The sequence below is a fragment of the Rubripirellula obstinata genome (assembly GCF_001642955.1).
GTDB classification, from domain to species: Bacteria; Planctomycetota; Planctomycetia; order Pirellulales; family Pirellulaceae; genus Rubripirellula; species Rubripirellula obstinata.
In genome coordinates this window covers 1-23,576 of sequence record NZ_LWSK01000015.1, presented here as the reverse complement: position 1 = coordinate 23,576, position 23,576 = coordinate 1, and the positions used below count along the sequence as shown (strand labels likewise).

Sequence of the window (23,576 nt, the reverse complement as noted above, 5' to 3'; positions counted from 1 at the left end):
GGTGTCGTGCTTGCTGCGAGTTCAACGTCGGATCAACCCGAGAGCCGATTCCAATGGAATTCCCCGCCGGTACCGATCGTAACGGTTAGGGCCTTTCCCCGTTCTGTGACCCGATTTTAACTGCCGGATTTGATAATAAAGTGAGAAACTTGGCTTTCTTGCTTTTAGGGTGGGAGGTTTGGCGAATCAGGATGAGTAATGGCGGTTATGCCCGCAGACCCGAGGAACCGGCGGCGTAGGGACTGTCGCTGGAGTCATAGAGGACGGATCGCCGGGGTTTATCGACCACAAAATCAAAATACACTAGCGACGTGAGACCCCAAGCAGTCTCTCGCGATCCAAACCACCCGTTACGACTGTGCCCATGATCAAGCCATCCGCAGACCACAAACATCGAAAGGACGTCTTGAACGCTAAACGCAAATCACAACCGATGCCACAGGCGTTATTGGTCACCGGTGCCACGGGCATGGTCGGTTCGTATGTGATTGCGGAATTGCTGCGCAGAAACAAAGAATCAGGAAGCAAAGGCAAACTGCTTGCGATTGCCAGAGGAAAAGGCAAGTTGTCGGCGGCTGATCGGATCGATGCGATCCTTTCCAAGTTCGAGAATCATTGGGGCCACGCGTTGCCTCGCCCGATCGTGATGCAGGGCGATTTGCTGCAACCCGGACTTGGGCTCGGCAAAGCTGATTCCAAGCTGATCCGCAAATCATGTGATCGGGTGCTGCATAGCGCTGCCAGCTTGAGCTTTGCTCCCGCGTCGGAAAGTCCAGAGAACGAACCCTATCGAACCAATGTGGACGGCACAGAGAACCTGATCAAGTTCTGCGGCAAGGTTGGCATTGAATCACTACACCACATTTCGACGGCCTACGTTTGCGGTATCCGCAGCGGTCGCGTTTTGGAAAGCGAGTCCAACGTTGGCCAAGAGTTCGCCAACGATTACGAACGCAGCAAGACGATTGCCGAGTCGATGGTGGAGGATGCGTTCGGATCAAAATCGTTGACCGCCTACCGTCCGTCGATCGTGATTGATCGCACGGGGCTGGCCCCCGTTTCAGGCGACCGAACGATCTATGGTGCTTACTCGATGTATCAGATGCTGGCGTCTCGTTTTGGATTGCCCGAAGATGGCGTCTGGTTTCGCAATCTGGGATTCGCGGGCGACGAACGAAAGAACTTGATTGACGTCGATTGGATCGCCAGAGCGATTGCGACCATCATTGACGACCCGCGTCATCACGGTGTCACGCATCACTTGACGACCACCGACGGCACCTCGATCGAAACACTCGATGCTGCATTTCGCATTGCAACGGAACAGTGGCTTAGCGGACGTCGCGTTAGTCCAAAACGCAGTTCACCAAAACCGCAATCGATACCAGAGAACGTCAAGCAAGAGATCGACCAAATGGCGGACCCGTTCGTGCGAACGTTTCTGCCGTACTTCCGCGACGACCCGACTTTTGATCGCACCAACATCGATCATGTGATCGCCACCACCGACTTGGACCCAACGCCATCGATCGGCCAAGACCAGTTGTTGGATATGATTCAAAACTGGTCAGCCCCGATGCCATCCAAGCGAAGCGCCCAGCCCAAAACTGAACCGCGACGCGTAAGCGACCGGGCTGTCAGCACCCCATCCCCAAGTGAGCCGCGACGCGTAAGCGGCCGGGCTGACGACGTTACTCCCGACGTTGCCCGAGGCCTTACGGCCAGCGGCTCACAAGAGCAAGCGGAAGAAGCGAACAATCCTGACGACGTGGTCATTTGCGGCTATGCCGTCCGCTTACCTGGCGGAGTCAACGACGCAGGCGACTTCGAGAAACTGCTATTCGGCGGTATATCCGCGATCGCCAAGATGCCGGCTGATCGCCTGGACCGGTCGCTCTACTTTGATTCGCGACGAGGAATTCCTGGCAAAACCTACACTGAAATGGGCGGTTGCGTTGACCCAAAACCACTCAGCAAGCGTGTCGAAAAAGAAATCAAAAAGCTGGGTGACTTTGACCTAACGCACCGTCAATTTGCTCAGGTGGCCACGGACGCTTTTCGTGCAACCTTTGGCGTTGATCAGTTAAACCAAATCGACGGAATTGACGTCGGCCGCGCCGGTGTGTTCGTTGGACACAGCGGCGGCACGCAATCCGGCGGCCCATTGGCGATGGCGACGATGGCCGAAGCAGCATCCAGCCTGATCGATCAAACCGAAATCGGATCCGCGCTGGATCAACCATCCAAACTCAACCTAATCGATTCGATGACCGACTCGATTCGCTCGACGCGACCAAAGCGAACCGACGATGGCGGACCGGAACTGAATGCTTATTCGGCTGCCTCGTTGGCTGCTCGGTTGACGGGAATCCAAGGTCGCCGCGAAGTCATTGATGCTGCCTGTTCATCATCATTGATCGCACTTCAACACGCGTCATTGGCAATCGCTCAAGATCGCATGGACATTGCTTTAGTCGGCGGTGCGACATTCAACAACGTGGACAACCTTGCGTTGTTTTCCCAGTCCGGTGCATGCAGCGACGACAATTCGCATCCATTCGATTCACGCGCCAGCGGTCTGATCAGCAGCGAAGGATACGTTAGCGTCGTTCTGGTCCGACGTCGTGTCGCCAGTGAACTTGGCTTGCCAATTTTAGCTGTCGTGCAGGGCGTTGGTGTGGCGTCCGATGGAAAAGGCAAGGGCTTGTGGGCACCGCGAAGCGAAGGCCAACAGTTGGCAATGAAGCGTGCGTCGAAACACCTGGGCAAACCGCTGCAAGTGGATTACCTGGAATGCCACGCCACCAGTACGCAAGTCGGTGACGCAACCGAATTGGAAAGCCTGACCTCGATTCTGTCTGAAAACACGAACGAGGATGCATCAAAGAAAAACGCGAGTGAATCACGTCTGTTGATTGGCAGCGTCAAGAGTAATCTTGGTCACCTGCTAGAAGCAGCAGGGTTGGTCGGAATGGTGAAGTGCTTGTTGGCGATGGGCCGCGGCGAGATTCCACCGTCGATCAATTTTTCTGAACCGACGGACTTGTACGACTGGAAAGAATCTCCGGTGCAAGTCGTTGCTAAGAAAACAGCTTGGGCCAAGAAACAAGGCGGCGCTCGCGTCGCGGGCGTCAACGCGTTTGGCATTGGCGGTTTGAATGCCCATGCCATAATTGCCCAGGAAGGCAAAGCGACCGTCCCTGCGAAGGCGAAAAGTGCCGTGAAATCAGCCAGCAAGTTCGCTCCGATTGCGATTGTCGGCCGCGGCGTCGTGTTACCAGGCTGCGACAGCGTGCAGTCGCTCGAAAACGTTCTGAAAAGCGGTGCGAAGCAAATTTCGCAGCCGCCCGCTGGCCGTTGGCTTGTCGATCCGACCGATCGATCAAAGTTGGTTGGTATCGGTGAAGGTGCGTTTCGAGTTCCCCATTGCCGCGGCGGTTACGTTCAAGATTTCAAGTTCGACGCTCAATCCTATCGCATACCGCCAAAGTTGGTTCGCAACGCCAACCCGGCGCAATTGATGCTGATCGAGGCCGTTCGACAATCGCTGAATGAGTTTGACAAAGAATTTGACCCCAAAAACTGGACCGTTGATCGCCAGCGAGTCGGCGTTTCAGTCGGCACGATCTTTGGCGGCCAGTTCAGTAATGAACTGCAGGTTGGATTGCGGTTGCCCGAACTGGAACAGCATCTTCGCCAACATGCCCGAGCGGCTGGCGTTCGGCCATCGGAGATGGATCAATTCGCGGAACAGTTCCGCGATGTTGTGATGGAGCGTTATCCGGCGTTGTTGGATGAAACGGGTGGATTCACCGCCAGCACGTTGGCTTCCGCGATCGCTCGGATTTTCAATTTGATGGGCGGAGCCTACGCGGTTGATTCCGAAGAAGCGTCGGGTGGCTTGGCGATCTTGTCCGGGATCGAGCGTTTGAACGCCGGTGACGTCGATTTGGTGATCTGCGGTGCGACCCATCGAGCCATGGATTTGGTTGCATTTGAACAGTTGTATCGAAAAAATCAGCTTGCCGACGCTAGTGATGCGAATGATTCACCCAAAGATGGAAGTCAGATCTTCCCAGGCGAAGGGGTGGCAAGCATTCTGTTACAACGACTTGACGATGCCGTCAAACAAGGCCGTAATATCCTTGGCGTGATCGATGGAATCAGCGAAAGCTGGGCCGATGACGTCGCCCAGTCGCGAAGCGAAGCTTATCAACAATCCGAGTCTCAGGACACTTTTTCAGCTCACCAACTAGTCAATCAGTTGGGGCATTTTGGCGGAGCGCAAGGGCTTGTCCGAACAATCGCATCGACCATTGGTTCCGATTCCGCCGGGTCAAACGGACCCTGCACCATTTTGGAAACCGCTGACGACGGTTATCAAATCGAATATCAAATCTCAGCTCACTCCTCGACTCCCAAACAGACCGACAACTTGATGTCAGCCCGGAACATGACAGCTCACACTAACAACCAGCCGATTGCCCGACCCAGCAATAAAGTGGCTGCTGTTGCGATTGATTCGGTTCGATCGCAGGGTGATGCGCCGGTTTGTTTGCGGATCGAATCATCGAGTCGTGAAGAACTTGGTCAAACGCTTCGCAGCATTCAGCAAAACGGCATTTCGGGTGGCGGTACGTCCATCGTCAAAGAATTTGCAACTGATAGCAGCGGTTTGCATCAAGTCGGGATCGTTGGCGCGACGTCGGACGATCTTCAACGAGTCGCTGGTGACATTTTTGATGGGCCTTTCGCCGACGGTCAAACGACCGCGCTCAGGCGAGGGCTTGGCTGGATTCGTTTCCCGAGTGACCGCGACAAGACGGCTTGGTTGTTCCCAGGACAGGGTTCGCAATACCCAGAAGTTCCCGCGCTGCTACAAAAAGATCCGCAAGCGATCCGCTTCTTGAATGATTTTGATGCCCAGTTGCAATCGCTAGGTTTGGCTGGCGTTAGCGATCGCCTGCATGATCCTGATCGTATGCTTGGCCGCGACGTTTGGTGGACTCAGTTGTGGGTTTTGGCCGTGGGTGCCACCATGACTGATTCGTTGCTGCGACGTGGCCATCGGCCGGATGTCGTCCTTGGACACAGCTTTGGTGAATGCACGGCAGCATGGTCCGCCGGAGTGATGTCCACGCTGCAAGCGATTCAGTTCGCAAAGTATCGCAGCGATTCCGTGGTCACCTGTGCGAGACAAGAAGGCGAATTGCTTTCGATTCGGTCATCACCCACGATGGTCAAGGCAACCCTGCAAAACGAATCGATTGTCTACTCGATCACGCACCACAATGCACCCGAGCAGACTGTGATTGCGGGATCATCGGATTCCATTGCGGCGGCAAAGAAAGCGTTGTCGGCAGCCGGTTTGGCGTCGGTCGTGATTCCTGTGCCAGCGACATTCCATACACCAGGCATGCAGCCCGCCAGAGATCTGTTGGCGGCGAAATTCGAGAATCAATCCGTTCGCCCCGCCAAGTTTGGTTACCTGTCGGCCATCTCGGTTCGCTACTTGGCGGAACCTCGCGACGTTTTAGAAAACCTGATTGATCAACTGACCAAACCAGTCTGTTTTGCACCGGCGATTGACCGATTGGCCGCCGATGGATGCGGTTTAATGGTCGAAGTCGGTCCAAGCGATGTGATGACACGGTTGGCAACCGCTTCGACGACCGGTCGAGCCATTTGTCTGTCCACGGACGATTTGAATCGTGACCACGATCAACAAAATCGGCTGGTGGACCTGGCGATCGAAGCGTTCCAGGGTAGTTCATCACAGGGTAATTCATCACTGGGCACAGCAACCACAGCAACCACATTGGCAACAACGGATTCGGCGAGTGAGGTTGTTAAGCCAACCAACGGTCGCGTCAATGCGGTCGCACCGGCCACAACCAACTCTGCGTTTGAGGTGGTTGATGTAACGAAGCGAAAACGCACGGTGGGAACGATCGGTCCAGTCGCAAAACCCGCCACTGCAATGACGAAGTCCGTTTCGACGTCGCCTGCGATGGCTTCGGCCCAACCCGTCGCCACCCAACCCGTCGCGACCAAGGCATCACCTTCGACGGTTGGGATGCGAGATTCTGCCAAGGCGTTTTTGTTTGATCTTGTCGTTGACCTAACCGGCTACGATCCGGACATCATTGAATTTGATGCCGATCTTGAAGGTGAATTGGGTGTCGATAGTATCAAGAAGGCACAACTTATCGGCGAGATTGTGCAATGGGGCAATCTGGATGTTGATCTACAGTCGATGCGATTGGCTCAGTTCGCGTCGCTTGAAGACATTCTAGGATTGATCAGCGATGACAACAGCGATCACAACAGCGATCACAACAACGAAGAAGCTGCGACTGCGGTGGTTGCGGCAGCGGAGTGCGAAGTTTCTGACAACGTCGATGTTTCGGATTCCTTGCAGCGAATGATCATCGACTTAGTTGTTGACCAAACCGGTTACGACGAAGACATCATTGACATGGATGCGGATCTGGAAGGCGAGTTGGGCGTCGATAGCATCAAACGAGCTCAATTGCTTGGTGAACTGGAAACCACTTACCAACTGCAATCGCTGCGAGATCAAAATCTACGTTTGTCTGACTTCCCAACCCTGGCTTCGATTCACGCCTACGTGCTGGAACATCTGCAAAGCGAACACAGTGTCGGCGATGATTTAGCCACCGATCGTTTTGATTCGATTGAGGTAAGCGAAAAAAAAAAGCATTCACCGCTAGAACCAAATTCCAGCACTAAGGAGATTGGTTACCGAGACGCGCCCAGCCAAGGGACGCATCGGTTTGTGATGCGAATGCGGGCCGCGCCGCGGTTGGATGGCATGCCGACCGAACCCGTTTTTCATGGTCCGGGATTAGTCATCGGCAGCAATCCGGTCGCCAAGGCCATCATGGCTCGGTTCAAAGAATCCGGTTTTCCGATTCATCAAATCAAGACCAAGAAACCGATCGATGACATTGATGCGGTGTTGGATCAGATTTGGCAGGACGGTATTTCACGGCATGTCTTCATCACGACTCCGCACGACAAAGACGCCAATTGGTTGACCACCGATGCCGATGCTTGGGAAGACCGAAGTCAACCAGCACTGTCGGTTCCCTACCGAATTTGTCAACGCTGGATGCAACAAACGATTGACGACGATGTGATGGACCAATCAACGTTGGTATCAGTCGTCAACGGAACCGGAAACTTCGGTTTCGATTGGAGCCCCGAACTCAGCAGCGGTTCGTCCGAGTCGGGCGGCATTGCGGGCATGACGAAGGCAATGCTGATCGAAGCTTGGATGCGAGGCTTTCGTGACACGCCAATGTTGGTGATTGACGCCATCGATCGGGCTTCGGCAGGTGAAGTTGCCGACGGAGTTTGGCGTGAGCTTGCCGTGCCGTCCTACGAAGAAGAGGTCGCTGTGTCGGGTGAAGATCGGCTGGCAACCTGTGTTCGGTATGCTCCGATTGAAGACTTCGCCAACGCGAACGAAATCACCGCAGGCGGAACTTGGATTGTCGCCGGAGGTGGCCGCGGTATCACCGCGATGACGGCAATGGAATTGGCCAAGCGTCATGGTTTAAAACTTCACATGCTGGGCATGGCCAAGGCTCAAGCCATTGATCCTGAAACACGGGCAGCGGCGAAGGCTGATCGGCCAGCACTGCGCCGGCAGACGATGGCCAAGATCCAAAGCCAAGGTGAAAACCCCGTCAAGCATTGGCGCAATTACGAAAAAGCGATCGAGATTGATCAGACGCTCGACGAGTGTAGTCGCCTGGGGATTCGGGCAACGTATCACAGTGTCGATGTTTCTGATGCACATGAAGTTGCCAGAATCCTGGATCAGATCCGTCAAGTTGATGGGCCGATTCACGGTGTGATTCAGGGTGCGGGGTCTGGTCAAGACGCTCGGTTTGATCGCAAACGTCCTGAGAAAGTTCAGCAATGTCTGCAAGCCAAAATTGATGGCTGTGCTGCGTTGGCATCAGCAACGGTGAATGATCCACTGGAATTCTTCATTGGATTCGGATCGATCAGCGGGCGATTTGGCGCGAACGGGCATACCGATTACTCGGCGGCCAACGACATGTTGTCCAAGATGATTGGTCGTCTTTCCGTTCAACGTCCAGCCACACGTTGCTTTACATTTCATTGGCATGCGTGGGGCGACATCGGCATGGCTACCAAACCGGAAGCCAAATTGGCCCTGGACATGATCGGAATGGAATTCATGCCAGCCCATGAAGGCTTGCAGCATTTCCTAAACGAGATCGAACATGGTGGCAGCGAAACCGAAGTCCTGATCACGGACAGGCGTTACGTCCGAAAGTTCTTTCCCGATGATTCGATGGACTGCAACAAAAGTCCTGGTCGCATCCAAAGTCCAATGCTAGATCCGTCGGAGAACGGATTGGATCAATTGGCCGTCGATACATCTGGGTTCAAAGTTACATTGAATCCGACGACTGATCTTTTCTTGAAAGAGCACTTGGTTGGCGGCCGTCCGACGCTGCCATTCGTGATGGCGATTGAAATGTTGGCCGAAGCGGCTTCCACGGCTTCGCAATTAAGCGGAGGCCCGGAAAAGGTAGTCGCATGCCGAAACGTTCGCGCGATTCGTCCGTTGAAGTGCCTGGCCGACGATGCGTTTGCGATTGAAATCGTTCGTCAGGATGATTCATGGATTCTGGTTAGCGATTTGCGCCGGCGTGATGGTCGTTTGGTCGAAGCTGCACGACAGCACTTTACCGCGGAGATTGAACTTGGCGAACAAAAGCCTGAGTTGATCTTGCCAAGTGATGCAATGGACGCGTCGGACATCGTTCGTCATCCGATCGAGTATCTGGAATCGGATGCGCCGGTGTATCACGGTCCATCGCTACAATGTTTGCGCAATATCGGTTTTCGAGACGGTGAATCAGCGATGGCGGTTGGGACAATTGTCGCGCCCAGTCCGGCACATTTGGCTGGCGAATCACGTCCCTTGGCCGGATGGAAGCTTTCACCGGCGACGATGGACGCGGTCCTTTATGCTGCTGGGATGCTTGCTTATCGTGTTGGCGGTCGGCCAAGCTTGCCGATTGGGTTTGATAGAATTGAATTTGGAAGACTGCCGGTGCCCGGCGAGCCGCTAGAAGTTTGCGTCGTCTGGGAAGGCGATCACGACAATGGCGGCGAAATGACGGCGACTCTTGTAGGGCTGAACCGACAGATTGTCTTGCGATTAATCGGATATCAAGTCGGTTGGCTTGGGTAAAAGTCGTTTGCGTGTATGGTAGGCCGGCAGTAAACGTTTCTGTTTGAATCAAGCGAACGAAGGTAATTGATGACTTTGGACGAAAACACTGATACAACGAAAGCTCGTCCCTTGACGGGGCGGTGCGCTTTGGTGACCGGTGCCAGCCGTGGGATCGGGCGATCGATCGCATTGGAGCTCGCCCGCCAAGGTGCCAGTGTTGCGGTCAATTTTTTGAATTCGCAAGACGATGCGGTGGCGGTTGCCAAAGATATCGACGCCATGGGCAGTCAGGTGATGCTGGTCAAAGCCAACGTTTCGATTCGTGACGATGTGCAAGCGATGGTCGCAGAAGTCCAAGATAAATTTGGCGGATTAGACACCATCGTCAGCAACGCAGCAGCGGGCGGATTCCGTGATTTGAATGACCTAACACCAGTAAACCTAGAAGCCACGTTGCGCAACAATTCGGCTCCTGTTGTTTGGTTGGCGCAAGCCGCCGCTGAATCATTGGCTGCTGAACCGCATCATGGCAAAGTCGTCGCGGTTAGCAGCCACGGTTCGCAGTGGGCTGTTCCGCATTATGGAGCGATCGGGGCATCCAAGGCGGCATTGGAAAGTTTTGTGCGACACTTGGCGTTGGAGTTTGGTGACCGCGGGGTCAATTTTAATTGTGTACTGCCGGGGATCATTCCGACGGATGCGATCGCCAGCATGCCGGGTGCTGAATCCTTGGTCGACGCGGCGACCGAACGAATGATGGTTGGCAATCGTAGATTGTGCGAACAAGATGTTGCGTCGGTGGTCGCATTTCTCTGCGATGGTGCTAGTGATTTGATCCAAGGCCAAACGATTGTTGTCGATGGCGGCGTTAGCATTCGAATCTAAACTATGCCGAATCTAAGCGAATCGATTCAAACGACGGCGGTCGAGCGATACTTGGCGAGGTCGGATCACGACGATGGAATGGTCTTTGACGTCAGCATTTCTCTGGAAGGTCAGATCGATCTCAAGCGACTTACCGAAGCTTGGCAAGATTCGATTATTAAAAGTCCGCAAATGTATTTCTGTTTGCGGGGTCGTGGCAAGAATCAAACTTGGAAAAGCGTGCCGTTCTCGACCGATCTTTTTGAAGTGAAACCGAATGATGATACGAGCCTGAACGTTCGGCGAGGCATCAGTGCTCGTCTGTCTTTGATTCCAACATCGGATTCAACAAATCCTGAAGTAACGGCAATCAAACTTCGCTCGTTCCGATTGAAATTCTCTTTTCACCATGCGGCATGTGATGGTGTTGGTGCGGCACGAGTCATCTATCAAACGATGCAGCGATACCATGACAGAAACCCGCGGGCTCCCCGAAAAGCCGAAGCGCAGGCCGTAAGTCAGGATTCAACAAAAGCGGTCAAGACAGTTGCCCTGCCAGAACTTAGAAATTTCTGGGCCACGGTGCGCGGGCGGAATGTTCGACTTGATCGGCATGCGACCAAGCGATTCAGGTTAGGGGGAACTCAACCATCGACTGCTGACGCTACTTTGGCTTTCCTGGAACTGGGGGGCGAACGTTCCGATCAGATTCGAGAGACGTTGCGAAGACGGAACATGGCCGTCAATGACTTTGGTGTCGCCGTGGTGCTGCAGGCGCTTGCCGCAATCACGGATCCGGGCAGAGGTCGTTACCTGTCTATAATGAACCCAGTTCAAACTCGGGCTTGGAACCAACGACACTGCACTCGCAATCACATTGGTTTTGCGTTCATCCGCCGCCGGCATGATCAGCTATCGTCGATCAGTGAAACGCTGAGCAGTGTTTCGGATCAGATGAAATATGTTCGGTCCAGCGGTATCGCAGGTGAATTATCGCAGGGGATCGAAATTGCAGAGCGGATTCCTGGTGGATTGCCAGTGATTGATCGTTTGGGTTGGTTTGTTCCAACGGCCAGCGTGACCTGTTTATCAAGCCTGAAATTTGGAAAACGGACCGGATTGCAGACGGAGCTTCGACCAGAAAAATGCACAGAACCATGCGATACGATACAGCAACCGTCATCGCAATCGTTCCAGCGTGCGCAAAGCTACCGAGTTGGCGATGCGACTGTAAAAGGGGTGCGGATTTTGGGACCGTTGCAGTCACGAGGTCAGCTTTCGATCACAATGTGGGACACCGGCAGCGGGCTGACGCTCTCTTTTAGAGGTCCTGCGAAGAGGAAACTGGGGGCGATAGACTCGGTCATCGCCCAAGAAATTGAACAAGTAGTCGATACGTTTTTAAGCGAGTAGTCACGATGCTAAACAATCAGGCCTTTCTAAAGACCATCAGTGCCTTGATGGTTGTCTTTGTCGTTGGACTGCTAGCGTTTAGTGCGATGCGTCCAGGCGAGCCTCGGGCGACATCCGCCACGGAAGCTGATTCTAAATCGGAAGCGGGTAAAGAACCGGTATCACTTGAAGACCTGTCGCTGGGGTCGTTTGGAACGCAATCAACAGATCAAGGATCGCGGGATGAAACAGGCAGCGGCAAGCCTGTCAACAAATTGACGCTTCGCGTGGGCGTGATTGGCTCGACTCCGAATCGAAACGAAGTCACGATGATCGATAGCTTACCGATCAAAGAAACACTTGTCCGCAGAGCATATCGAGATTCTGAATCGAGAGCATGTCGAATGCTTATTCCTGGTGCTTCGGTTTCGCCGCCACGTTCGTCATCGCTGACGGGCAGTGCGGGCACCTTTGGACGCATGTCGGCGATGACGATCGGGTTAGAACTTGACGCCGGTGGACGATCAAAGTTACCCGCCATGATTCGGCGTCAAGTTGATAACTATTTGGCAAAGCATCGCTTGTCCGTTCAACCGGTTCTTTACTATGACAATCAGGGGCAGCTTTATTTTGGTACCGATTGCCAAGCCGCCTTCTTTGAAATCGATAGTCCTGGACTGACCGTGAAAGCAGAGCCAATGATCGAATCCTCGGTCGGACGGTTCCGCGCCCTCGGCGTCGTTGGGGCTGGCAGTATCGCTGGGGCTGAAGTCGGTTCCTTGAATTCGCTTGGCGTGTTGGGGCGAACGCTTGCGATGGCATTCCAATTTGAAAAAGCAGAATCAACCACTGCTTTTGCGTCGGATCGAAGTCGGTTTGCGACCGAGTTGATGCTGCTGCATATCCCAGCGGGATCAACGGTCGATAACCCGGAAATTCAGCTTTTTATTACCAGCGATGATCGAAAAACGTTGCACCGCTTGAATACTCGTGGCGAACGATTGAATTCACCGATGCCAACCATATCCGCTGACGTCCGTTTTGAAAAAACGATTTTGATGGGAATGTATCCTTCTGATCCCGTCGTGACCGGAATGCGATATCGCAGCGAGGGTGTCGTATCCATGGAAATGATTGGTCGCATGACCAGCGAAACCAAATCGGATGACGGAACGACACAATCGCTATCGGTGACCGAGGTCTTGGATCAATTTGGTGTTCTTTCAGGCGTACCGGAACTGGTATCCGGAAAGCGTCCCAGCGTGCTCGATCGCATCGAGAATCGTAGAAGAAGCATTGATCCGGTCTTGGAAGCTGGCAGCACCGTCAAGGAAAAGATGATGACTGGATTGGCAGAATAATTGTCGGAATTCCAAAACGATTTTGCTTTTTTCATCGTTCGCGTTGGCTTACGCAAATAGGGCTGAATTGGATATGATAAGTATCACGCTGCTAGCTTATTGAGTAGCTATTCTCTTTGACACTTATCCTAACCTTGGCATTTTGATGGCGGTCGATACTAAAATACAGCTTAGCGCTGAACTCTTGCGGACGCTGCATCGTCTGCATCGACAATTGGCTGACCTTAGAACTCAACGAGATCGAGCCCCGATTCAAATCAAAGCCAGTCAAGCTCGGATTTCAGCGGCATCGGCGGAAGTCGATGCGATCAAGGCGAAAAAGAAAGCTGCCAAGATGGTTTGCGATCAGAAAGAGCTTCAGTTGAAGGAAAGAGAAGCTCGGATCAGCGACCTGGAAACAAAGTTGAATACAGCGGCCAGCAATCGCGAGTTCTCCACGCTTCAAGAACAAATTGCGGCGGACAAGAAAGCCAATGAAGTGCAGAGTGACGAGGTGCTGGAAGTTTTTGAACTGATTGACGGGATCAATGAAAAACTAGCCGTTGCCGAAGCGACCTTGGCTAATGAACAAGAGGACAACAATTTGCGAATCGGCGAAATTGAAGCTCGTCAGAAAGTCGTTCAAGAAAGCTTGGATCGCGTTGAGGGTGAACTTCTGCAAGCGGAAACTGAACTGCCGTCCGTCGTCAAAGGTGATTACAAGCGAATCACGGATGCAAAAGGCGAAGAAGGCTTGGCAGCCGTCGAAGACGAATCATGTACGGCTTGCAATCAGCGTTTGACGACGCAGTTCATCGAGGGCCTGCGGATGTCTAACCTGGTTCGCTGCCCCAATTGCGATGCGTTTCTTTACTTACCGGCAAATGGGTAAGTCAAATGATCGTTCCATCGCCATGATCGTTGCGGCAGCATGATTGTTTTGGGAATTGTCGGAAGCATCGCGGGCGGCAAATCGACCGTTGCACGCTACCTACAGGAATCTGGGGCCGCCTGGATCGATGCCGACTCGCTGGCCAAGCAGTCACTCGATCTTGCCGACGTGAAGGAAAAATTGGTGCTTCGTTTTGGCAATCAGGTTTTAAACGCCGGCGGTGGCATCGATCGTGCCGAAATAGGATCGATTGTTTTTGGGAATGACCAAGCAAGCCAAGCGGAATTGCGGTACCTTGAATCAATCGTCCATCCGATTGTCCGAAATCAGGTTTTGCAAAAGCTGAAATCGAACGCAAGCAGCGGCGTCCAAGTAAGCTTGTTGGACGTACCACTGTTGTTTGAATCGGGTTGGGATCGGTGCTGTGACGAAGTCTGGTGCATTGATGCTGATCCAGAAATCCGTGCTGCCCGTGCTGCGAACCGTGGTTGGCATCCAGACGAAATTGTCAAACGAGAACAACGCCAACTTCCGATCGCAACCAAGATTCAGCTCAGTAATCGTGTCATCCAAAACAATGGATCGATGGAAGAACTCCACCAACGAGTCGATCAACATTGGCAGTCTTTGTTGACTAAGAACGTCGAGACAGATTCTGACACCCATTGTCGATAGACCTCTCCTCCTTTTCTGATCAACCCATCCTCCTCTCTTCTCTTCCCGCCTGCCACGCAACGATCGCATGGCAATCTCCTCCACATCGAATCCTGATGAATCATGCCATCTCCTCGAAAGCCATCCCCTGGCGATCCTAGCGGATCTGGGAAACCCAATGGCGGCAATGACCGCAGTTCCAGTGACCGCAGTTCCAGTGACCGCAACTCCGGCGGCCGACGTCGCAGCGGGCAAAGTGAATACCGTGACTATCGAAACCGCAATTCCGGACCTCGTCATCCTGACGAAGATGTGGACAAGCGGGTCCGAGAACTTGATGCGGAACGTGATCCTTTATCACTTCCCGAAGAAATCGTCAGCGAGGCCAGCAAGGCCGGCCAACGCGTTGGGATTCCCAGTGCCAAAGATGTCACCAGTACCGATGCGTCCTGGAACATCTCGGACTTGCAGCAATCCAATTTAGAATCGCTGCGTTTGCTGGCGACAAAGTTTGAGATTGATGTAAACCCGGACACGCGGAAACAGGATTTGATTTTTCAGATTCTGAAAGCTCGCATGAAAGCGGGCGGGCTGATGTATGGCGAGGGAACGCTGGAGATCCTGCCGGACGGTTTTGGATTCTTGCGATCGTCCACCTATCACTATCTGTCATGTCCCGATGACATCTACGTTTCGCCAAGTCAGATACGGCGTTTTGGATTGCAGACTGGCAGCCACGTCGCCGGACAGATTCGCCCACCGAAGGAAAACGAGCGATACTTTGCGCTGCTTAGGATTGAGGCGATCAATCGTCGCGATCCATCGTCTCGCAAGAAGCTGGTTCCGTTCGATGAGTTGACGCCGCTGCACCCGGATCGCCGCATCATCATGGAGCACGAATCGGGCGAGCTTTCGACACGAGTGATCGACATGTTGACGCCGATCGGTTTCGGCCAACGGGGATTGATCGTCAGTCCACCACGTGCTGGAAAGACAATTTTGATGCAGCAGATGGCGCGGGCGGTGCTAAAGAATTATCCCGAAGCCTACGTGTTTGTTTTGTTGATTGACGAACGCCCTGAAGAAGTCACGGATATGGAACGTGAAGTCCGCGGGTCGCAATGTGAAGTGATTAGCAGCACGTTCGATGAACCTGCCCAGCGACACATTCAAGTCGCGCAAATGGTGATCGAAAAGGCTAAGCGAATGGTGGAAGCTGGCATCGATGTCGTCGTCTTTCTCGATTCGATCACGCGATTCGCAAGAGCTCATAATAGCGAAGGCGAATCGACCGGAAAGCTAATGACCGGTGGCTTGGATGCGGGAGCGTTGCAGAAACCGAAGGCATTTTTTGGGTCAGCACGCAAGGTAGAAGAAGGCGGTTCGCTAACGATTCTGGCAACCGCACTGGTCGATACCGGCAGCCGCATGGATGACATCATCTTTGAAGAGTTCAAAGGGACCGGTAACCTAGAAATCATCCTGGACCGCGACCTGGTTGATCGACGAATTTGGCCGGCCGTTGACATCGCTCGCAGCGGAACGCGTCGCGAAGAGATGTTGATTGATCCGGAAGAGTACGTGAAGATCTCGGCACTGCGTCGCAATCTGGCCGAACTATCGCCAGCCGAAGCGATGCGAACCTTGGTCAAAGGGCTCGGGAAATCACAGAACAATGTTGAATACTTAATGAGTGTGAAAGATGACGACTGAGAATAACCAAGGGGAAATTTCTGGCATCGATGGAACGTTGCCAGCGGGGAAGATTGTCATCGTCGCCAGCAGGTACAATCCCGCGATCTGCGATTCACTGGTCAGCGGATCGTTGGAAACGCTATCGGCGGCTGGATACGCGTCGGCACAAACACCGGTGATTCGAGTTCCCGGTGCATGGGAACTGCCATCGATTGTTGATCGGTGTTTGCAAAACGCGGATGCGATTGCCGCGATTGCACTCGGCTGCGTCATTCGTGGCGAAACGACTCACGATGAACACATCAACCGCAGCGTCAGTCTGTCGTTGATGGAAATGGGAGTTCGCACGGGACGTCCAATCGCCTTCGGTTTGTTGACCTGCAACACCTTGGAACAAGCGATCCAACGCAGCGGTGGCACGGTCGGCAACAAAGGAAACGAATCCGCCGAAGCGATTTTGGAATTGCTGAGGTTGGAAGCCAAGTTGAACGAATGCTTGCCAGCGTAAACCCACAAAGTAGGCCGTAGCGAGTAAAGCGAGTTACGGCAATTCAACGCTGGTCAATGCAATTGCCGGAACTTCGCTCCGCTTGTTCCGGCCTACTTCTAATGACAAGTAGGCCGTAGCGAGTAAAGCGAGTTACGGCAATTCAATGCTGGTCAATGCAATTGCCGGAACTTCGCTCCGCTTGTTCCGGCCTACTTCTACTGATAGGTAGGCCGAAGCGAGTAAAGCGAGTTACGGCAATGCAATGCTGGTCAATGCAATTGCCGGAACTTCGCTCCGCTTGTTCCGGCCTACTTCTACTGGTAGGTAGGCCGTAGCGAGTAAAGCGAGTTACGGCAATGCAATGCTGGTCAATGCAATTGCCGGAACTTCGCTCCGCTTGTTCCGGCCTACCTCGACTGACAAGTAGGCCGTAGCGAGTAAAGCGAGTTACGGCAATTCAACTTGTTCACGCCGATAGCCGAGATCGTCGCATTGGGCTAGATTATCCAGCACCGCCGGCGGGCGATTGTTTCTAATTCCCGCTACCAATAGCCCAGGATAGTTGTGCAATGCCAGACTTTTATCAGCATGATTTAGTGACCGCGATTCATGACCTTCGTACGGGGCAACAGAGTCGTTTGGAAGAGATGGTTCGCGACGCCGCCAAGGATAACCGAATTGGGTTAGTATTGCCGGTTACCGCGTCGGACATGCGTGCCGAACCGTTTGACGTGATCGTAAAAGAACTTGCTGATGCCGACTACATCGATACGATCTGCGTATCGCTTGGTGTTGCACCTGACCAAAAAGATTATGACGAAACGGTTGCCAAAATCGCACCGCTTGGCGATCGTGCAAAAGTTTTATGGACCGATGGCCCCGAGGTTCAATCGATCTACAGCGAACTGATCGACGCCGGGATTCAGGTTTCCACTCCTGGCAAAGGCCGCAGCGTGTGGACTGCGTTTGGGTATCTTTTGGCGGATCCACGCATCGATACGTTTGTGCTGCACGATTGCGACATCGTCGATTACGATCGGCTTTTGCTGACGCGGCTTTGTTTGCCGATGGTTCACCCGGCACTCGACTTTGAATTCTGCAAAGCCTATTACGCTCGCGTGACCGACCGCATGCATGGACGAGTCGTGCGGCTATTGGTCAATCCGTTGGTCCGAGCGCTGCGGTTGATGTATCCCAGCAGCGAGTTCGTTCGGTTCTTGGCAAGTTTTCGTTATCCGTTGTCCGGCGAGTTTTCACTGACTCGTAATTTGGCCAGGACGAATCGAATCCCGAGTGATTGGGGACTGGAAGTCGGCACGCTTGCGGAGGTCTATCGGAACACTTCTTTGAAGCGTGTTTGCCAAACCGATTTGTGTCGCCTGTACGAACACAAACACCAGGCGTTGTCATTGGAGGAAAAGAACACCGGCCTGATTCGGATGGCCAACGACATCATCACAACGATCTATCGGACTTTGGCTAGCCAAGGCGTGATCATGAGCAGTGATAGTTTTATCACGCTGCGTGCAAACTATTTGCGGACGGCACAAAACTGTATCCGCCAATATGCTGCTGATGCTTTGGTGAACGATTTGCAATACGATCGACACACCGAAGAAACAACGATTGACGCGTTCGCCGATTGTGTGACGACCGCAGCAGAACTGTACCGTAACGATCCATCCGGTGCAGGCGCGATCCCAAACTGGACTCGCGTACGAGCAGCATTCCCGGACCTGACGCAAAGACTACGCGACATCGCGAATTGATCCTGTTCCGGCAATTGCATGATGCGGTATTGAATTGCCGGAACTGCGCTTTGCTTGTTCCGGCCTACGACTTTGGAAACGGTCTTAACCCGAGCAGCATCTCTGCTCGTTCAGTCAGTGGTTTTGCTGCGGAATCTTCGTCGGTGTGTTCGGCTAGATTGTCGCGGACGATGGCGAAAACCGTTTGACGGTCTTGGCTGGTGTCGATCTTGATGCACTTGTTTTTGCTTTGGAACAATTCCACTGTCGGCAGAGTTTCCTGCTTGAACGTGTCGAACCTTTGTTTCAGACTTTCGACATTGTCGTCGCTGCGTCCGGTGTACTTGGACCGAGCCATGATGCGCTTTTCCAAGACTGGATAAGGGCATTCGAAGAACAGCATCTTGGGTAGTTCCGTGTCTCGACCGAATGCGTCGTACCAGCCTTCCAAGTTTGACAGAGAGCGTGGGAAACCATCGAGTAGGAAATTGTTCTTTCCCGTCGTCCGGGTCAACTTCTCCATCGTGTCTTTCAACAACGTGACCGTGATCTCGTTGGGAACAAGTTGTCCTGCGGCGATGATCTTTTCGATCGCTTCGCCCGTCGGGCCGCCTGTTTCGCGTTCGGCTCGCAACAATTCGCCGATCGACAAATGAGTCCAGCCGAGCTGCGATTGGGCAAGTTCACACATCGTTCCCTTCCCCGCACCTGGTCCGCCGAGCACGAAGACAACATTGGGCGGCGGGCAGGGTTGCCGCGGGTCATAGTGATGAATCGTGACCTTGGGTGCCGGCGCGACGCCTTTCTTGTAGACATGCCACTGACTTTCCGTCGGCGGCATTTCGTCGTCGCTGGTAATGTCATAAGCCAGGTGACCATCCAGCCGACAAATTCGCCACGACTTGTAGGTGTTGGAATAGGACAATGCCGGGCTTCGCTCGCTTTTACCATCCGCCCGATCCCAGGCCATTTTGCCGTTCCAATATCCGAGACTTGAAATGGTCCCGGATTCAGACTTCGCGGGCGGTGCGGTTGACGGAACAAACAGCCCATCCACCTCGGGTAGACCGGATCCAGAAACCGTGATGTAAAAAGTATTGGTTCGCAGTGGATTGGTTTCGGTCATAAGTGGTTTCTATCGCTATTTGGGCGGAGCTGGCAAAAATCAGAAAGTAGGCCGTGTGGAGCTGTGCGACACACGGCAACTCGCAAAAAGCCGCGTTTCGCGCGGTTCAACAGGGCCAAATGGCGATTTTTACTGCCAATTACGGCCGAAAAGACCCCGCAAACCGCGTGATTTACGTGTTTTGCTAAATTTCGGAATCACGCTAGGCTCCGTTATCGGTTTTATTTACTCTGGAAAGTCCAGCTACGGACCCATTCTGACGTTTTTTCCTCACTCTGAAACCGATCACAGACCTATCGCATGCTAAAAGCACTCGAGCTGGCCGGTTTCAAAAGCTTTGCCGATCGCACACGCTTTGACTTTCCCGACGGCATCACCGTCGTTGTCGGCCCCAATGGATCCGGAAAGTCCAACATCGTCGATGCGATGAAGTGGGTGCTTGGATCCCAGAGTGCCAAGAGCCTTCGTGGCAAAGACATGTCGGATGTGATCTTCAAGGGGTCGCAGACTCGCGGGCCAGCGGGTTCGGCCGAAGTCACAATCATCTTCGACAATTCCGGCGGCGAATTGCCGGTCGATGCTCCCGAAGTCCATGTGACGCGGCGGGTCTATCGCAGCGGTGAAGGCGAATACCTGATCAACAACCAAGCCGTGCGGCTGAAGGATCTGAAAAACCTGATCCGCGGCACCGGCATTGGTATCGACGCTTACAGCCTGATCGAACAGGGCAAGGTCGATAAGATGCTAAACGCCAGCGCCAAAGATCGGCGTGCGATCTTTGAAGAAGCGGCAGGTATCAGCCGTTTCAAAGCGAAAAAGATCGAAGCCGAACGACGGCTGGCTCGTGTTCAGTCAAACCTAACTCGTTTGGGCGACATCGTTGACGAAGTTGCTTCGCGGCTGAAAAGTCTTCGCAGCCAAGCCAGCAAGGCGGAACGTTATCGCCAAGCAAGCGAGCGGATGAAGGAGCTGCGTTTACAGATTGCTTGGACTGATTGGCGATCGTTTTCATCTGAATTGGAAAACTCGGAATCAGAACTTGCGACGGCGCTGAAGAATCAAACCGAGCTGGAAAAGCTTCGCAGTGAAATGACCGAAAAGCGTCAGGCTGCTGACGCTCAGTTGCAACAGATCGCCGATGACGCGCGGTCGATCGAAGAGACTCGCAGCGGTCACCTCAGTCAAATCGCCAGCTTGGAAGGACGCCGTGATGCTGACGAAGCTTCGATCGTGGACCTTCGCAAGAGTGTTGCATCTTCTCTGCGCCGAATGCGATTGCTGCAAACCCAGGCGGGATCGGCGGCGGCTGAACTGCGGGGTGCGAACGAGAAATTAGAGGCCTATGAATCTGAATTGAAAGCCGTTCGAGGCAGAAGCGAAGAAGCGGAATCCAATCGAGACAAAATTCAGGCCGAGGCGAGCGAAGTTCGGCGTCTGCGTGACGAATTGGGCCAGAAGCATTTGGCCGGTGTTCGCCGCGTTGCCGATGCGGAAGCGAAGCGGCAACGGACGGAACAACGACTCGCCGAAGTTGCCCGAACGATGGCGAATCTGTCTCGTCGAATTGCAACCGCGCAAACGTCGCTTGCCGAGGCGACCGCCGAAGCCGAAACCGGTCGCACCAAAGTTACCGAGCTGGATGAATCGATTGCAGCGGCCGCGAAGGAAGTTGAATTAGCGGATGCCAAGCTGGCCGAAAGCCGCCGAACATTGGCTCGTCGCCGCGAAGAAGTTTCTGCGCTGAAGATCCGACTGCAAGGCGTTACCGAGCGACAAAAGGTGCTGGATGATTTGCAGCGTCGTCAGGACGGAATTTCCGGCGGCGTTCAAGCGATCCTGAAACAGATCAATCAACCGGGGGCCGACCGATCGAGTTCTATTGTCTCGAAACACGTTCATGGAATCGTAGCCGACTGCTTTGATGTTGACGTCAACGTCGCTCCGCTGATCGATGCCGCTTTGGGCGAAAAGAGTCAGTATCTAATCGTTACCGGTGGCGAAGTTCAAAAGGCGATCGTCGGCGGTTCATTGAAACTGAGTCATCGTGTCGGGCTGATCCGCATCGACGAATTGCCGGCCCGTCGGCCTGGTGATCGCATCCGCTTGGATGGGCTTCGTGGCGTCGTCGGACGTGGCGACCGCATGGTGAAGTGTGACGAGAAGTTCGAGCCATTGGTTCGCCATCTGCTTAGTAATACTTGGTTGGTTGATTCGCTGGAAACGGCACTCGGCCTTCGCAAGCTCAGCGGTGCCGGGTTGCGGTTTGTCAGTTCGGCTTGCGAGTTGCTTGAAAACGACGGTTCGACGGTCGTTGGTCCTGCTGCGGCAGCGACCGGATTGGTCAGCCGTCGAAGCGAGTTGTTGGCCGCTGGCGACGAGATCAAACACTATCAGTATCAACTGCAAGAAGCGGAAGCGGAAACCGAACGATTGAGTCTTCGCGTCGATGAAGAAGCCGCGATGCTTGGCCGTGCCGAACAAACGCACCGCGGACTGATCACCGATCGGGCTGCTGCCGAAGCCGAACGCCGCCACTGCGACGAGCGGCTGCAATCTCAGTCAGCGGCCTGCGATGAAATCAATGCCGAGATCGCTGCATCGACGGGGCTTCGCGAAGCGGCCACCGCCGAAAACAATCAACTGGCGTCAACAATTCATTCTGGGAAACAAGAAGTCGAACGGTTGGAACTGGAAACGGCCGAAGCTGACGAAATGCTTTCCGAGACTCAGGACGCATTGCAAACCGCGACCGCTGGCGTGATGTCGATCAGCGTCGAACTTGCCCGAGCGGAACAAAAATTTGAAGCACTGTCCGCAGCGATGCAGCAACAACGCCGCGATCAGAGTCAACGCGAAGCGGCGGTTGCTGAGGTTCGCGAGCAAGCCGATCACGGTCGGTCGCGAATCGCGGATTTGAAAACGCGAATGTTGGACGCGTCCAACCGATTGGCTTCGCTGAATTGGGACGCCGAGCAGTGTGATCGATCGCTCGGTGAGTTGGCTCAGGCGGCGGCGGAAGTGCGTCGAAGCAATCGTGACATTTTGAAGGCCAGCGAACGGGCGATCAAGGATGCCGCCGCCGCCAGCGAAGCCGTTCATGCAATCACCGCTCGGCACGACAATGCCAAACTCCGCCGCGAAACGTTGGTGACGCGGTTGCTGGAAGATTACGAAATCGACCTGCAGGCGTCGGAACCGCCCGAGGATTTCCAGGAACCCGAAAGTCGCGATGAGATTGAAACTGAAATCAATACTTTGCGGTCTCAATTGCAGCGAACGACCAGCATCAACATGGAAGCGTTGGAGGAATTGGAAGAACTGCAATCACGTTACGACGAACTGCACGGTCAGTACCAAGATTTGACAGCGGCCAAGGATTCGTTGCAGCGGATTATCGGCCGGATCAATGCGGACAGCCGACGATTGTTCATGGATACGCTCGAAGCGATTCGAGTTAATTTTCAACAGCTTTATCGCAAGTCGTTTGGCGGTGGACACGCTGATTTGGTGCTAGAAGAATCCGACGATCCGTTGGAAGCAGGCGTAGAGATTGTTGCCACGCCGCCTGGCAAACCGAGTTTCAATAATTCACTGTTGTCCGGTGGTGAAAAAGCATTGACCGCCGTTGCGCTGTTGATGTCGATTTTCAAATATCGTCCAAGTCCGTTTTGTGTTCTGGACGAAGTGGACGCACCGTTTGACGAAGCCAACATTGGCCGCTTCGTCACCGTGCTAAACGAATTCCTAGACCACAGTAAATTCGTCGTCGTCACCCACAGCAAGAAAACGATGACCGCCGCGACAACACTGTACGGCGTCACGATGCAAGAATCGGGCGTCAGCAAACGGGTTTCGATCCGTTTTGAAGACGTCAGCGACGACGGCGAAATCAGTGACGGCGAAGCCGCTTAGGCACGTGCGACTTTTTATAGTCGCCTTTCGCTCCGCGAAAGCAGCGGATTCGCTACTTTCGCGGGGGACGTCGTATTAATTACTGCCGGATTGGTGTCGTCACTCATCCCGAGGGAAGTCGAACAAATCAATGCAAATTGTCTTTGATCGATCCGCGATCATAACGTTGGTGAATAGTCCCGGGAGGGACGGAAGCTCTCTGCCGGGGATGTAAATCCC

The 23,576-nt window shown here is 53.7% G+C and carries 11 protein-coding genes; 10 read left to right on the top strand and 1 reads right to left on the bottom strand.

Annotated elements, in window-relative coordinates:
- The first annotated feature begins 364 nt into the window (after positions 1-364).
- The 9 genes from RC85_RS06780 to RC85_RS06740 all read left to right on the top strand — a co-directional run bounded on the left by RC85_RS06780 (position 365) and on the right by RC85_RS06740 (position 18,340).
- A complete protein-coding gene (locus tag RC85_RS06780; protein ID WP_068260263.1) occupies positions 365-9,262 on the top strand; it encodes a type I polyketide synthase in 8,898 nt (2,965 codons plus the stop codon).
- A 69-nt stretch (positions 9,263-9,331) separates the two neighbouring features.
- A complete protein-coding gene (locus RC85_RS06775) occupies positions 9,332-10,129 on the top strand; it encodes an SDR family oxidoreductase (RefSeq protein ID WP_068260262.1) in 798 nt (265 codons plus the stop codon).
- Positions 10,130-10,132: 3 nt separating this feature from the next.
- Positions 10,133-11,521 (top strand): hypothetical protein, encoded by a 1,389-nt coding sequence (locus tag RC85_RS06770; RefSeq protein WP_068260260.1) that lies wholly within the window; start codon positions 10,133-10,135, stop codon positions 11,519-11,521.
- 5 nt (positions 11,522-11,526) lie between these two features.
- The gene (locus RC85_RS06765) at positions 11,527-12,861 is read left to right on the top strand and encodes a hypothetical protein (protein ID WP_068260259.1); all 1,335 of its coding nucleotides are present in this window, start codon (positions 11,527-11,529) and stop codon (positions 12,859-12,861) included.
- A gap of 145 nt (positions 12,862-13,006) precedes the next feature.
- On the top strand, positions 13,007-13,732 hold the full coding sequence (locus RC85_RS06760; protein ID WP_068260256.1) for a zinc ribbon domain-containing protein: 726 nt from the start codon (positions 13,007-13,009) through the stop codon (positions 13,730-13,732).
- A 39-nt stretch (positions 13,733-13,771) separates the two neighbouring features.
- On the top strand, positions 13,772-14,407 hold the full coding sequence (coaE, locus tag RC85_RS06755; RefSeq protein ID WP_068260254.1) for a dephospho-CoA kinase: 636 nt from the start codon (positions 13,772-13,774) through the stop codon (positions 14,405-14,407).
- 102 nt (positions 14,408-14,509) lie between these two features.
- Entirely contained in the window at positions 14,510-16,099 is a 1,590-nt protein-coding gene (gene rho / locus RC85_RS06750; RefSeq protein ID WP_084422411.1) for a transcription termination factor Rho, read from the top strand.
- The gene (gene ribH, locus RC85_RS06745) at positions 16,089-16,589 is read left to right on the top strand and encodes a 6,7-dimethyl-8-ribityllumazine synthase (protein ID WP_068260252.1); all 501 of its coding nucleotides are present in this window, start codon (positions 16,089-16,091) and stop codon (positions 16,587-16,589) included. Before rho ends, ribH begins: the two co-directional genes overlap by 11 nt.
- A gap of 551 nt (positions 16,590-17,140) precedes the next feature.
- The gene (locus RC85_RS06740) at positions 17,141-18,340 is read left to right on the top strand and encodes a glycosyltransferase family protein (protein WP_068260250.1); all 1,200 of its coding nucleotides are present in this window, start codon (positions 17,141-17,143) and stop codon (positions 18,338-18,340) included.
- A 64-nt stretch (positions 18,341-18,404) separates the two neighbouring features.
- On the opposite strand, the gene RC85_RS06735 is transcribed toward RC85_RS06740, so the two are convergent.
- A complete protein-coding gene (locus RC85_RS06735; RefSeq protein WP_068260247.1) occupies positions 18,405-19,445 on the bottom strand; it encodes a nucleoside monophosphate kinase in 1,041 nt (346 codons plus the stop codon).
- 300 nt (positions 19,446-19,745) lie between these two features.
- Here RC85_RS06735 and smc point away from each other — a divergent pair, with 300 nt between their 5' ends.
- Positions 19,746-23,357: a chromosome segregation protein SMC gene (gene smc / locus RC85_RS06730; protein ID WP_068260244.1), complete on the top strand. Its 3,612-nt coding sequence runs from the start codon at positions 19,746-19,748 to the stop codon at positions 23,355-23,357.
- The last annotated feature ends 219 nt before the right edge of the window (positions 23,358-23,576 follow it).

Excerpts from the sequence above, each read along its gene's own strand:
- RC85_RS06770 (WP_068260260.1), top strand. The coding sequence starts at position 10,133 with ATGCCGAATCTAAGCGAATCGATTCAAACGACGGCGGTCGAGCGATAC.
- RC85_RS06765 (WP_068260259.1), top strand. The coding sequence starts at position 11,527 with ATGCTAAACAATCAGGCCTTTCTAAAGACCATCAGTGCCTTGATGGTT.
- RC85_RS06760 (WP_068260256.1), top strand. The coding sequence starts at position 13,007 with ATGGCGGTCGATACTAAAATACAGCTTAGCGCTGAACTCTTGCGGACG.
- RC85_RS06780 (WP_068260263.1), top strand. The coding sequence starts at position 365 with ATGATCAAGCCATCCGCAGACCACAAACATCGAAAGGACGTCTTGAAC.
- RC85_RS06735 (WP_068260247.1), bottom strand. The coding sequence starts at position 19,445 with ATGACCGAAACCAATCCACTGCGAACCAATACTTTTTACATCACGGTT.
- ribH (WP_068260252.1), top strand. The coding sequence starts at position 16,089 with ATGACGACTGAGAATAACCAAGGGGAAATTTCTGGCATCGATGGAACG.
- RC85_RS06740 (WP_068260250.1), top strand. The coding sequence starts at position 17,141 with ATGCCAGACTTTTATCAGCATGATTTAGTGACCGCGATTCATGACCTT.
- coaE (WP_068260254.1), top strand. The coding sequence starts at position 13,772 with ATGATTGTTTTGGGAATTGTCGGAAGCATCGCGGGCGGCAAATCGACC.
- RC85_RS06775 (WP_068260262.1), top strand. The coding sequence starts at position 9,332 with ATGACTTTGGACGAAAACACTGATACAACGAAAGCTCGTCCCTTGACG.
- rho (WP_084422411.1), top strand. The coding sequence starts at position 14,510 with ATGCCATCTCCTCGAAAGCCATCCCCTGGCGATCCTAGCGGATCTGGG.
- smc (WP_068260244.1), top strand. The coding sequence starts at position 19,746 with ATGCTAAAAGCACTCGAGCTGGCCGGTTTCAAAAGCTTTGCCGATCGC.